Annotated in this window: 8 protein-coding genes and 5 pseudogenes; 12 read left to right on the top strand and 1 reads right to left on the bottom strand. The window is 58.6% G+C overall.

Annotated features, from left to right (window positions below):
• From IVA87_RS09210 to IVA87_RS09265, 12 genes and pseudogenes are all read left to right on the top strand, one after another.
• The coding region (locus IVA87_RS09210; RefSeq protein WP_247333417.1) for a transposase domain-containing protein at positions 1-280 on the top strand (280 nt) is incomplete at its 5' end.
• Positions 277-516, top strand: a complete 240-nt coding sequence (locus IVA87_RS09215; RefSeq protein WP_247333418.1) for a hypothetical protein — start codon at positions 277-279, stop codon at positions 514-516. The genes IVA87_RS09210 and IVA87_RS09215, both read left to right, overlap by 4 nt.
• Before the next feature lie 514 nt (positions 517-1030).
• Entirely contained in the window at positions 1031-2497 is a 1467-nt protein-coding gene (locus tag IVA87_RS09220; protein WP_247333419.1) for an FAD-binding oxidoreductase, read from the top strand.
• 14 nt (positions 2498-2511) lie between these two features.
• Complete coding sequence (locus IVA87_RS09225; RefSeq protein WP_247333420.1) at positions 2512-3420, top strand: fumarylacetoacetate hydrolase family protein; 909 nt, start codon at positions 2512-2514, stop codon at positions 3418-3420.
• 171 nt (positions 3421-3591) lie between these two features.
• A complete protein-coding gene (locus IVA87_RS09230) occupies positions 3592-4572 on the top strand; it encodes a MurR/RpiR family transcriptional regulator (protein WP_247333421.1) in 981 nt (326 codons plus the stop codon).
• A 137-nt stretch (positions 4573-4709) separates the two neighbouring features.
• Positions 4710-6101, top strand: a complete 1392-nt coding sequence (locus tag IVA87_RS09235; protein ID WP_247333422.1) for an aminotransferase class III-fold pyridoxal phosphate-dependent enzyme — start codon at positions 4710-4712, stop codon at positions 6099-6101.
• Positions 6102-6157: 56 nt separating this feature from the next.
• Positions 6158-8236: a hydantoinase/oxoprolinase family protein gene (locus IVA87_RS09240; protein WP_247333423.1), complete on the top strand. Its 2079-nt coding sequence runs from the start codon at positions 6158-6160 to the stop codon at positions 8234-8236.
• Positions 8237-8339: 103 nt separating this feature from the next.
• Positions 8340-10070 carry a hydantoinase B/oxoprolinase family protein gene (locus IVA87_RS09245; protein ID WP_247333424.1) on the top strand — a complete coding sequence of 577 codons (1731 nt, stop codon included), beginning with the start codon at positions 8340-8342 and terminating at the stop codon, positions 10068-10070.
• A gap of 240 nt (positions 10071-10310) precedes the next feature.
• Positions 10311-11089, top strand: a pseudogene (locus IVA87_RS09250) (Glu/Leu/Phe/Val dehydrogenase dimerization domain-containing protein); the annotation flags it as partial.
• An 84-nt stretch (positions 11090-11173) separates the two neighbouring features.
• Positions 11174-11359 (top strand): annotated as a pseudogene (locus IVA87_RS09255) (transposase); the annotation flags it as partial.
• A 215-nt stretch (positions 11360-11574) separates the two neighbouring features.
• Positions 11575-11921 (top strand): annotated as a pseudogene (gene tnpB / locus IVA87_RS09260) (IS66 family insertion sequence element accessory protein TnpB).
• A 91-nt stretch (positions 11922-12012) separates the two neighbouring features.
• A pseudogene (locus IVA87_RS09265) lies at positions 12013-13552 on the top strand (IS66 family transposase).
• A gap of 28 nt (positions 13553-13580) precedes the next feature.
• Here IVA87_RS09265 and IVA87_RS09270 read toward each other — a convergent pair.
• A pseudogene (locus IVA87_RS09270) lies at positions 13581-13743 on the bottom strand (IS4 family transposase); the annotation flags it as partial.

Raw genomic sequence — 13743 nt, forward strand, 5'->3', positions numbered from 1 at the left:
CGGCCGCGTGTGCCTCTCCAACAATGCCGCCGAGCGAGGATTAAGAGGTATAGCTCTCGGACGAAAATCCTGGTTGTTCTGCGGTTCTGATCGTGGCGGGCGGCGCGCCGCAGCTATGTACAGCCTGATCGTCACAGCCAAAATGAACGGCATCGATCCGCAGGCGTGGCTCACGAATGTCCTCGCCCGCATCGCCGCTCATCCGGCTCATCGGCTGGACGAACTTCTGCCCTGGAATTGGACGCCAGCATCTGCGCTCTCCGCTCGAGCGGCGGCATGACCACCCACGTCAACAAGGTCCATCACGTCACCACCATCACCAAGGTCGCCAAAGACCTCGGCGAAGACGAAGATTGGCTGTGGGACATCGCCAACGAGATGGAGATCGAGGATGGCGTCATCTGGGTCTATGGCGTCGGAGAAGACGGCGTTCAGGCGTTCACCGACTTCGGCATCGACAACCTGATCGAGCTTATTAAGTTCTACAAGGAAAACCCTGGACTGCTGAAGCGGTGATCCTGCGGCCTACGCCGAATGGATACGGCTCAAGCATCGTGCGGTGCCGAAAGCTGGCGACCGGCTCCTCACCTTCGCACGGCTGCCACCAACTCAGCGGAGGTGCACCACGAATGCCACCGAGCGGCTGCACGAGAGGTCAGCGAGGGATCAAGACGCGGAACCCTGCTCCCACCGGCGGATACCACGAACATGTTGTGCTAGGCGCTCCTCGCCTAGACCAAACACGCACAAAGTCGATGGCTGGAAATGCTTCTCACAAAGCTCCTCGATCAGCCAAATCGACCTCGCTCGCGCTGTCGCAGATTACACCACTCCGGACCGCAACCGCGAAGCTGCCAGTCAGAGAGCGTCGCGCGGGCGCCCGATAAGTGATTGTAGAACGATTGGCGTTTGCAACTCAGCGCCGGTCCATAGTCGGTGAAGAAGCGAATGAACGCATTGACAATGAATAGAACCAAATGGTTCAAGACTCTGTACGACAACGACCAACGAGTGAAGGATGCTCAGGGCCATGTCCGATGTGAGCGAAATGCGTCAAAAGCTGGTTTCGGCCGCAACTAAGATTATAGGTGGTAAGGGCACCCTTTCGTTGCCTTCCGAGACGGCTGGCTACCTCATGGATTGGCGCCGTCGATACAGGGGCGAGGCGCTGGCCGTGGTGTTGCCCACGAGTGTGGAGCAGGTTTCGGAATTGGTTAAGCTGGGTCGCAGTCTGGGGGTAGCAATCGTCCCGCAGGCGGGAAATACCGGCATGACGGGAGGTGCTATCCCCGCTAACGATTATCCTTCCATGGTCCTCAACATTTCAAAACTGAATCGGGTGAGAGAAATAGACGGTCTCAACAATTCGGTCATTGTCGAAGCCGGTTGCATTTTGGCGCGTCTGCGAGAGGCTGTAGAGCGGGCAGGTAAGCTGTTTCCAATGCTGCTTGGCAGTGTGGGTAGTTGCCAAGTTGGCGGCCTGGTTTCTACAAACGCTGGTGGCGTAAATGTCTTGCGCTATGGAAACATGCGCGACCTCGTATTGGGCTTAGAAGTCGTCCTGCCGAACGGCAGGGTCTGGAATGGTCTCAAGGTTCTCCGGAAAGACAATTCGGGATACGATCTAAAGCAGCTCTTCATTGGAGCAGAGGGAACGTTGGGGGTTGTGACTGCCGCAGCCCTTAAGCTCTTTCCGAAGCCGACGAACAGCGGAACGTCGATGGCTTCACTGCCAAGTATACAGGCGGCAGTCGATCTTCTGAGATTCTTTGCGGAGGGTGCAGGAGGTAAGGTCGAGGCATTCGAAATCATCTCCAAGGGACAGCTCGAGAACGTTATCTCGCACCATGAAGAGTCACCCCCGATGCCGCTGTCCTCGCCGTGGTATGTCCTGATCGAGCTTGCTGACAGCGGTGTCGACTGGGATCCAAACCAGGCATTTGAGCAACTTCTAGCGGGCGCGGTCGAGCGGGGTTTGATCCATGATGCCATCATTGCCTCAGATTCCAAGAAAGCTGAGCGTCTATGGAGACTGAGGCATACGATCTCTGAAGCGAACATGAGAAAAGGATTCTCTGTCGCCAACGACACATCTGTTCCTATCTCAAAAATAGCAGCATTCATCGAACTAGTCGATCAGCGGCTGAAGCGCCAATTCAAAGCCGCTGACGTTTACTATGCGGGACATGTGGGCGACGGGAATATTCACGTCATTATCGTCTTCGATAGAGCATTCTACGATACGAACGAGAAACGAGAAAGGGCGGCTGCGAGCGCCAACTTCATTGTTCATGAAGCAAGCGTTGAGTTGGATGGCAGCATCAGTGCCGAGCATGGGATTGGACTGATGCACATCGACGAGCTTGAGCGCTTCAAATGCGAGGTTGATCTTGAAATGATGGCGCAGATCAAGAGAGCTTTCGATCCTGATAACATCATGAATCCAGGCAAGGTGCTGGCCGCCCCCCGCGTTGCGGCTCGCAACTTGACCATTTGAAAGGAGGTCAGCAGATGAAGCTTTTGTGTGGAGTTTATCGCGATACAGCCCGCGTTGGAGTGGTTTCGGGCGAAACAGCCATCCTGCTGCCGAAGGAATTTGGCGATCTTCTAGCCATCATAGAGGGTGGGGCCGAAGCGCTAGCCGAAACAAGGCGACTAGTCGGGGGGAAGAAAGCGGAGCACGTGCCGCTTGCAGATATGGCGCTCCTGCCGCCCATCCGGCGCTTTCGCCGTGACATCCTTTGCACGGGATGGAATTACCTGGATCACTTCAACGAAGGCAAGAAGAAGCGCGCCAGCCAAGACATCAAAGAGCTGCCGAAGGCGCCGACGTTCTTCACGAAGGGGCCCGATACGGTAATCGGACCGCGCGATCCCATTGCGTTCGACCAGAGGATCTCGACGAAATGGGACTACGAAGCAGAATTGGCGGTCGTCATCGGAAAGGCTGGTCGCAGCATTCCCGAGCGCGATGCCGCAGCCCACATCTTCGGCTACTGTTTGGCAAATGATGTTTCGCAGCGAGACTTGCAGCGCCGGCACGGCGGTCAGTGGCTCAAGGGTAAAAGCATCGATGGGACAATGCCATTCGGTCCATATCTCGTGACCACTGACGAGCTCGATCTCGGTACAGTCAGGCTTCAGTGCCTTTTGAATGGAGAAGTTCGCCAGGATGCTCTAGTGTCTCAGATGGCTTTCCCCGTGGAGGCGCTGATTGCGGAGCTCTCATTTGGGATGACGTTGAGGCCTGGAGACATACTGCTGACGGGCACGCCAAGTGGCGTTGGCTTCGCCCGCACTCCGCCCGTCCTGTTGGCTGAGGGGGACGAGGTCATTGTGCGCGGGACGGGTCTGGGCGAACTGCGTAACCGCCTTAAGGGCGTCGATCTTTTCGGCGATTCGGACGTGTGCCTTGAATGAGAGGGAAATGGGCAATCGCATCAGCTAAGCTGAAGAGTTCGCGCCTTCTGCGCTTCCGCTTGAGGCGTGCTCCTGCGCATCCGCCCCAGTATGCACAATAGACCGATGGCCACATACCGAAGGCATCGCTAGAATATGTCTGCCGTTCGGTTGAACTGGCACGATAGGGAGATGCCGGTGGGATCAGCGGATCTGGTTGAGGAAATCAAGGAAATTTGCGTCGATTTGTCCGGGCAGGCCGTGGACGCGGCTCATTATCTTATCAACAATCCAGACGAAGCAGCCTTCCACTCAATGCGCGAGATTGCTCGTCGTGCAAACGTCCCGCCGGTGAGCCTCGTCCGGCTGGCGCAACGCATGGGATTGCCCGGCTACGGCGAACTGCGGCAGCGTTTCATCGACACGATGCGCGATCGTCAGCAAAGGGATCGCCTGTCCACAACCCGCAACGAACAAACCGCACAGGTTTTAATCGATAAAATGGGGGAAGGCGCCCCATTGGATGACATCATTGAATCGTTTTTCGCGGCCGAGCTCGATGTCGTAAGGCGAGCTCGCACGCATCTGTCTGAGGAAAAGGTGACCGAAGCAGTCGGTCTTCTGGCGAAAGCGCCAAAAGTATTTGTTTGTGGGAGAAGGACTACATTCACTCCAGCTTATACATTGGCTTATGCCTTGCGAAAGGCGCGGTCAAACGTGATCCTATTAGATAGCCCAGGAGGAGCTCCCGAAAGTCTTCTAGACGACCTCCTGCCTGGTGATGCGTTCGTGGCAGTAACTTTTGCACCCTTCAATCGGGTAGTTCATCGACTTGCTGAGAAGGCGGCGCAATCGGGGGGGCACATAATCTCAATTACTGATAGCTTCGCTGCGCCAGTGAGTGAGCTTGAGGGGCTGCATTTTGTTGCGCAAACGTCCGGGCAGGCATTTCCAGAGTCAACCCTTGGGGCCATTGCCATAGCCAATCTCCTCGCTGCCCTAGCAATCGGGCGCCTTGGCGAGCCTGCGCAAACCAGGATTCGCGAAAACGAGCAGTTCTTGCACGAATCTGGTGAATATCTCCTCTCGGGAAAAGTTGCCAAACGCCGGCTTCCCGCGGCGACCGCGGTTTCGCGAAGATCGGCAGCAAAAGCTAAGCGAAAGAAGGTTTAGAGCCTGCCGGGATACTCGCCGCATAAAGTTTGCGCGCTGCAGCGGGCCGAATTTTGTTATCCCTGGATCAAATGATCCGCTTGACAGAAATTGGATCATATTATTCATTGGTTCATCTGATTTTCCGGAGATGATGAATGACGAGTTCAGGTGGAGGAGTTGCCGCAGGGGCGAACGCGCCTCCAGCGAAATCGCGGTCTGAGGCAGCCTATTTACGTGAAGCCAAAGTCGTGCCGGGTGGCTCGATGCGCGCCGCTCAATGGTTTAAGCCCCACCCACCCTATGCTGCGCGGGGCGAGGGCTGCTGGGTCACTGACATCGACGGGCGGCGAATCCTCGATTGTGCCAACAACTTCTTTTCGCTCATTCACGGTCATGCATTTCCTCCAATTCTCGATGCGGTGCATCGCGCAATGGCCGGCGGTACGGCATTCGGATTGCCGACCGAGGGCGAGATTCTGCTGGCCGAAGCGCTGGCTGCGCGCAATCCAAGGATGGAGCACACGCGCTTCTGTAACTCTGGGACAGAGGCCGTGCTCTCGGCAGTAAAGGGAGCCCGCGCCATCATTGGACGGGAAAGGATTGCAAAATTCGAGGGTTGCTATCACGGCGCCTACGATTGGATGGAGGTCAGCCTCGACCCGACGCCCGCCAATTGGGATGATGAGGATGGCAACCCCGCTTCGGTGCGATCCAATGCCGGCGCGCCGCAGTCGGTCCTGCGTGAAACGGTCGTGTTGCCTTACGACGATCCGCAGCGTTGCGCCGACATTCTCCGCCGTGAGGGGCGATCTCTGGCTGCAGTCGTCGTCGATCCTCTCGCCTCGCGGGCGGGAACAGTGCCGATGTCGAAGGAGATCGTGGCTGTTCTGCGCGAGGCCTGCCGCCGTGATGGAATTTTGCTGATCGCCGATGAAGTTATTAGCTATCGTCTTTCGTTTGATGGAGCGTCCCGGTCTTTCGGCCTCGAACCAGACCTGATCGCAACCGCAAAGATCATCGGAGGAGGTCTGCCTATCGGAGCCGTCTCAGGCTCGGCAGATCTTATGTCGGTCTTCAATCACGCCGAGGGCAAGCCAAAAGTTTCGATGGGCGGTACATTCAGTGGCAACCCGCTAAGCATGGCGGCAGGGCTCGCATCCCTCGCTCACTACTCGCAGTCAGCAATTGAGCGGCTGAACGGAATGGGTGATCGGCTCCGCAACAAGGTCAGAGATGACTTCTCTGCGGCCGGTGTCGATGCAAGCTTTACGGGAATGGGGTCGCTGTTCAGACTTCATTTGGGAGGCGCCAATGTCACCGGCTACAGGACGGCTTACACGAGTCCGGAAAAAGCACAGCTCATCCGCCGCATCCAATTTGCGATGCTTGATGAAGGCATCTTACTCACGCCAAACTGCTCAGGCGCGCTATCGACGCCAATGACGGAGGCCGAGACCTCCTTGATCGCAGACAAGTTGGTCGCTGTCGTTACCCGGGAATTGACGGGGGTGAGCCCGTTACTGTCGGCTAATCAGCCGCGCGTGTGACGCAACTTTCGACCGCCGGGCCTGGACCCGAGGATGTTTTTGATGGGACCCGCTCCATGTTAGTTGCACCGTTTCGAGTCGGAGTTGATGTCGGTGGCACTTTTACCGATCTTGTGCTCGTTGATTCACGGGGTAGGGTCGAGGCATTCAAGGTGCCATCGGTTCCCACAAATCCCACTGAGGGAGTCCTCGCGGCGGTTGAACTGGCCGCTAAGTCACTGAAGAACAGCGTCAATGAGTTTCTTTCCAACACCGGCTTGTTCGTTCATGGGTCGACGGTTGCGACGAACACCCTGCTCGAAAAGAAGGGAGCAAAGGTCGGTTTGTTGGTCACGGACGGGTTTCGTGATTCCCTAGAAATTCGTCGGTCTATCCGGGAAGACGTCTGGGACCACCGCCGACCGTTTCCGCAAGTCCTCGTTCCCCGGTATCTTCGGCTCCCTGTCAAAGAACGAATAGAGGCCGATGGTACGGTCCGGATTGCATTCGATCCGCAATCGGTCGCCGCCGCTGCGCGTATATTTGGGGAAGAAGCGGTAGAGGCGGTCGCGATCTGCTTTCTTCATGCTTACGCAAATCCCGCACATGAGCGTGCGGCGAAAGCTGAACTGCAGAAGCTCCTTCCCAAGGTATGGGTCAGCGCGTCGTCAGAAATCGCCCCAACAGTCGGGGAATATGAAAGAGCATCGACGACCGTCGTCAACGCATACGTCGCTCCGCGGGTTGTCCCTTACCTGAAAAGCTTGGCCGAGCAGCTCGGCGGGTTGGGTTTGCCGCGCAGGCTGCTCATGATCCAGTCGAATGGCGGCGCAATCTCAATCGACGAGATTGGCCATGCGCCGGTCAATCTGGTCTTGTCCGGCCCGGCGGCCGGCGTCGGGTCACTGAGATTTTTCGGCAAGGATGCAGGCTCGGACCATTTAATCTCGATAGAGGTCGGCGGCACAAGCTGCGACGTCACGTTGATGCAGCGCGGTCAGGTCAGCATGACTGACCAGATCGTGCTGGATGGTTACCATTTGAATATTCCAACGGTCGACATTCACACGGTTGGCGCGGGAGGCGGGACCATCGCCTCGGTGGACGGCGCCGGTCTCCTGAAGGCTGGCCCTGAAGGTGCTGGTTCGATGCCAGGGCCTGCCTGCTATGGTCGGGGTGGTGAGCGTCCCACAGTGACGGATGCCCAACTGGTGTTGGGCCGCCTTAAGCCCGGTCCGTACGCCGGGGGCGCCATTACGTTGGATCTTGAGAAGGCGAGGAGGGCGATCGAAATTCACATCGCTCAGCCCTTGAAATTGAGCGTTGAGGACGCGGCCGCCGGCATTATCCAGTTGGTTGAACGCAACATTCTCCATGCGGTGGAGCGTTCTTCGCTTGAAAAGGGCTACAATCCAAGAAGCTTTGCGCTTGTGGCGGCAGGCGGCGCGGGGCCTCTGCATGGCTCCGCCGCAGCTAGACTGCTTGGCAGTTCAAGTCTGTACGTGCCACGCCTTGCGGGAGTGTTCTGCGCTTTCGGCATGTGCAATTCGGATCTTCGCCATGACCATCTGCGAAGTTGGATGCGGGAACTTGACAGCAAAACCGCTTCATCGCGAGACGTGCTTGAGCATGGGTTCCAACAGATTGAAGCGGCGGCGGGGAAAGTCCTGAGGCGAGAAGGCTTCGAGGGAGCTCGGGCGGTTCTCCGGCGCGGCTATGATCTGCGCTATTTCGGCCAACAGTGGACAGTTGCTGTTGAATGCCCCTCGACCGATCCTGCGATCGTTCGGGCAAACTTCGAGACCGCTTATGAGCGTCTCTTTGGATACGTGCAGCCCGGTGGGGCAATTGAGATCGTAAACCTGCGCGTTGCAGCGATTGGTAGGCTCGACCCGCTCGAGGTCACTGGCGCTTTTCCAGCTCCTGGAGATCCAGTACCACAATCGCAGCGGCGCGTGTGGATCGATAGAGAAGCTGGATTTGCCACCATCCCTGTCTATGACGGCACAGTCCTTAAGCCCCGTCAGCAACTGGTTGGGCCTGCGCTGATTGAGGAGGCCACCACGACGATATTCGTCGGGCCCGCCGATCGGGTCACGATGACTGATGCGGGCAATTATCACGTGTCCATCGCCCACGCCGGAGCCGCAGCATAGTCGAAGGACTGTGACAGGCGAGGTTGGGGCCGGCAGAGCGAATGGCCGACCGGATTGGATGCTGATGGGCTCGCCAGCTGGCGCAAGAATGATAGGTGAAAGCATGAGCACCGCGGTGACTTACGATCCTGTTCTGCTGGCTATTCTGCAGAAGCAGCTTGACCACATCAGCGTGCAGATGGGTGCGATCATGACACGTACTGCGCGCAGTCCCATCTTTAGCCAGAGTCACGATTTTTCTTGCTTCATAAGTGGCGCATCGGGCGAGACGATCGCTCAGGCCGATGGACTGCCGGTTCACTCCGGCGGCGGCGGGTTTGCCGTTCGCGCCGTCCTTAGGGATTTTGCGGACCAGATCGTGAATGGCGATGTTTTCATTCTCAGCGATCCATATGTCGCCGGCGGCAACCATCTGCCCGATTGGACCCTCATCCGTCCGGTCTTTGTCGGCGCGGAGCTAGTCGGATTCTGCAGCAACCGCGCTCATCAATCTGACATCGGCGGTGGCGCCACGGGAACCTATAATTCAGCTGCTACCGAAATTTTTCATGAGGGAATTCGGCTACCTGCTCTCAAGCTTATCGAAAAGGGCAAGCGACGAGACGACCTCTGGAGATTGCTGCTGTTAAATTCTCGTTGCCCCGATCTGATGGAGGGGGATCTCGGAGCGATGCTGGGTTCCACGCGGATTGGTGCTAATCGGATGGCCGAGATCGTCGGCCAGCTCGGCGTTGAGACGGGAAGATCGTATTTGGCCTCTCTTCTAGATTATGGAGAGCGGCGAATGCGCCAAGCGATCTCGGCACTTCCGGACGGCACCTGGGAAGGTCTCGACGTTAGTGACACGGACTGCTTCGAAAGCGTCGATGTGGAAACGCGGGTGAAGGTGACCATCTCCGGCGATAGTATTGAGTTCGATTTCACCGGGACTTCGCCACAAATCAAGGGATTCAAGAACAGCGGTATCGCCAACACTCACTCGTCCGTTTACTGCTCACTTTCTTCGTTCCTGGATCCCGATACCCCGCGCAACGAAGGTGTTTATCGCTGCGTCAAGATCATTGCTCCGGAAGGCACGATCGTAAATGCCTTGCCGCCGGCTCCAATGACGATGAATACCGTGTTTCCAGCGATAGATATCATGAATGCTTGTTGGCGCGCCTTAGCCCAAGCAGAGCCAAGCCGCGCATGCGCGGGTTGGGGCAAGTCCGTCCATAGCAGTTCGGCTGGAAAGAAGGCTTCTGGTGAAGTTTTCGTCCTCTATCATTGGCATGGCAGCGCAGGTGGGGGAGCGGTGAATGGGCGTGATGGTTTCCCGACGAGCAGCCATCAGATGACCCTCGGCGGAATGTTCATTCCGAACGTAGAAACCTATGAGCAGAGTTATCCCATCCGCATCCATCGTCATCAGATGCGCTCCGATTCCGCGGGCGCCGGCCAATACCGTGGCGGAACCGGCGTCGACTACGTTGCCGATGTTCTAGCCAGCGGAGAGCACTCACTGCGCGGTGAGGGCGCCCGCAAGCCGACGGGCGCAGGAGTCAATGGCGGGTTTTGGGGAGCCAAAGGCTCGCTGAAAGCTTTCGACTTGGCGACGGGGAAAGAGTTGTATTGTCCGCAATATGGTGTCCAGCAAGTCAAGCCGTTTCGGATCATCATCGAATCGTCCGCCGGGGGCGGTTGGGGGGATCCTCACAAAAGGGATCCAGGCGCAGTGTTGCGCGACGTCCGTGATGAACTCGTTTCGCCGGAAACCGCTCTGAACGTCTACGGGGTGGAGATTTCAAAGGACCGGAAGTTGATCGTCTCAACCAAGGCAAGGCACGGGGCATAAAGGTCGCAAGGTAAATACTGGCGGATCAGCCCACGTGAAGGCGGTTATCACGCGGCCCAGATGGAGAGCATCTGCCGAACCCGCGTTCGTTTCGGGCGATTTCTCTATACGCGATCTTCTGAAGTTGTTCGTCGCAATCTTCGTCTCGGGACGGACCATCACTGGCCGCCTCTATGGAGCAGCCGTGTTCTTCCCACGGAGCTTTAGCTTCACATTGGGAACGAGCTGGACGCCGGGGTAATGAGCAGATCAATCTATAGCCGTCCCGTTTTCGAGATGGCGAGGCATCAGTTCGAGCAAGGTTGCCAATCATTTGCAGATCCCAGAAACGGAGAGGGATCGGCTCTTTTTATCCGAAGCGCGCAATTGCATTGCCCATTCACCGGGATGATGGCCGACGGAAGTCTTCCAGGGTTACCGGGTACAGCATCACCTGACGCTCGGGCCAACGAAGGGCGGCACAAGTTCGCTCCCTCAGTGGATGTCGGCGAGGTCGCTGCACTGGCTGTTTGGATCTGGAAATGCGCGCTGGCGGGACTTCCCTATGCCGGCAAAGGGAGGAATAACCGCCAATCCGTACACGCTTTCGCCGCGCGAACTCGAAGCACTTTCCCGGCGCTACATGCAGGAGATGATACCTTTGTCGGGTCACACACCGATGTCATGGCGCCGGATATGGTGGTACGAATGAGTAGCTCATGGCTTGGTTCATGGACACCTACTCCATGTACCAAGGCCAGACGATCAACGAGATTGTAACCGGAAAGCCCGTTTCGGGAGGTACACTTGGTCGCCGCGAAGCGACTGGGCGCGGGGTAGCCTATCTTGTCGGCCGGGCTCTTGACCACCTTGGAACCAGCGCGGGTGATGCGACAGCAATTGTCCAGGGGCTCCGTAACGTCGGATCGGTGACCGCCTATTCTCTTGCGGAGAGAGGCGTGAGAATTCTCGGTGTCAGCGATCACACCGCCGCATACTATGATCCAGCAGGGCTGGACGTCGCCGAGCTACAGAGACACCTCACCAAGCGAGGTACGCATCCGGGTCTCCCTCCGGTGACGGCCGCCTTGTCGGGCTAAGGCGAGTGCTGTGTAACAGCCCTTATGGACAGCAATAAGTGCAGTGCTCAGATTGAGCGGTTTGAAATTGTTGAGACTGGCTGGCGCCGCCGATGGACCGATGATGAGAAGCTCAGGATCGTTTTGGAGAGTCTGCAGACCCCACGAGCCGTCTCGTCGACGGCGCGGCGATACGGCATCTCGCGCTCGCTGCTGTTGACTTGGCGGCGATCGTTCGGGACCCGGCCGAGGGATAATGAGCAGCTTCAGCCTGCGTTTGTGCCAGCGATGGTGACACCGGACCCGCCTCCAGTGCGGAAGACAGTTTTACCCACGCCGGCGAATGGGCGCATGGAAATTGTCGTCGGCAAGGCTTGCCGTGTGATCGTGGACGCCGGCGTTGATATGACCGCGTTGTCTCGCGTGTTGGATCTGCTGGAGCGGCGATGATCCCGATCGCAGCAGGGGCGAGGATCTGGATCGCGACCGGCCATACTGACATGCGCAAAGGCATGCAGGGTCTGGCGTTGCTGGTGCAGGAGGGCCTGCGGCGAGATCCTTTTGCCGGAGACGTCTTTGTGTTCCGTGGTCGCGCTGGCACCCTAATCAGGCGCTTTGGCACGACGGGGTCGGGCTTTCGCTCTACGCCAAGCGGCTGGACCGTGGCCGCTTCATCTGGCCGGGGACGGTGGACGGCGTGGTGTCGCTGAGTGCAGCTCAGATGGGCTATTTGCTGGAGGCGATCGACTGGCGCAACCCTCAACACAGCTGGCGGCCGCAGAGCGCCGGATAGGTTGCGCAATAATCCTGTGAGATTGCAAAAAGTCCGCGCCCAATCGCGGCTTTTGTGATTCCATCGGAGAGTGGGTGACGGTCGCGAAAATCTGCCGGACGACATTGAGGCGCTGCAAGCGGCGTTGCTGGCAACGCGCGCCGAACTTGCCAGCGTTCGCGCCCAGCAGTCCGACGACCAGGCGCTGATCGCTCACCTGAAGCTGCAGATCGAAAAGCTGAACCGTGATCGTTATGGCCCGCGCTCGGAGCGTACCGCAAGGCTGCTGGATCAGCTCGAATTGACGCTGGAGGAGCACCACGAAGGTGGCCTCGTTCACGCGCAAGCGGCCATCGCGCCAGCCGTTCCCGGACCATCTGCCTCGCGAGCGGGTGATCGTGCCAGGACCTGTGGCATGCGCCTGCTGTGGCGGCGCGCGGTTATGCAAGCTCGGGGAGGACATCACCGAGACGCTGGAGGTGATCCCGAAATCCTGGAAGGTGATCCAGCACGTCCGGGAGAAGTTCAGCTGCCGTGATTGCGAGAGGATCAGCCAGGCCCCGGCGCCGTTCCACGTCATCGCCCGTGGTTGGGCCGGCCCCAGCTTGCTGGCGATGGTGCTGTTCGAGAAGTTCGGCCAGCACCAGCCGCTGAACCGGCAGGCCGAACGCTATGCCAAGGAAGGCGTGCCGATCAGCCTGTCGACCCTCGCCGACCAGGTTGGTGGCTGCACGGTCGCGCTGACGCCCCTGTTCCGGCGCCTCGAGGCCCATGTGCTGAGTGCCGAGCGATTGCACGGGGACGACACGACGGTGCCGGTCCTGGCCAAAGGCAAGACCGATATCGGCCGGATCTGGGTCTATGTGCGCGACGACAAGCCTTTTGGTGGGCAGGCCCCGCCGGTGGCAGTATTTTATTACTCGCGCGATCGCGCCGGCGAGCATCCCCAGGCGCATCTGGCCGGCTACAGCGGCATCTTCCAGGCCGATGCCTATGGCGGCTATGGCAAGCTTTACGACCCGGGCCGCAACGCAGGTCCGATCCTGGAAGCGGCGTGTTGGGTCCATGCCCGACGACCGTTCTTCGTGATGGCTGATCTGGCGGAGAATGCGCGCCGCAAGGTGCAAGGCAAAAAGCCGGCGGTGATCTCGCCTCTGGCGCTGGAGGCAGTCCGCCGGATCGACGCCTTGTTCGAGATCGAACGGAGCATCAACGGCGAGACGCCCGAACGGCGCCGGGCCGTCCGCCAGGAGCTCAGCGCGCCGCTGGTCTGGATGCGTGAGCAACGCGCCAAGCTCTCACGGAGCAACGATGTCGCCAAGGCGATGGACTACATGCTCAAGCGCTGGGGCGCGTTCACCCGCTTCCTCGACGACGGCCGCATGTGCCTGTCGAACAACGCCGCCGAACGAGCCCTGCGCGGCATCGCCCTGGGGCGGAAGTCGTGGCTGTTCTGTGGCTCCGACCGCGGTGGCGATCGCGCCGCGATGATGTACAGCCTGATCGTTACCGCCAAAATGAACGACGTGGATCCACAAGCCTGGCTCGCCGACGTCCTGGCGCGGATCGCTGCACATCCAGTGCAAAGGCTCGACGAACTGCTTCCATGGAATTGGCGCGACCGAAACAAGCAACTCAATCAGGCCGCCTGAGTGACCGCCCTGCGGTCTTCACCGGCTTTCAATTACCCACAAATTCTCCTCCGACCACGACACCTAGCGCTATGTCGGTGAGGCGTGACAGCCCGCGCCACATGACGGTATTGCCGGGTGGCGGATCGCTGGCGCGGGCGAGATAACCGCCGAGCCGGGCGACTTTGATCAAATAGTGCGAGAGCGGGGCG

Origin of the sequence: Bradyrhizobium sp. 147 (assembly GCF_023073935.1) — a bacterium.
In the GTDB taxonomy this organism is placed as follows: domain Bacteria; phylum Pseudomonadota; class Alphaproteobacteria; order Rhizobiales; family Xanthobacteraceae; genus Bradyrhizobium.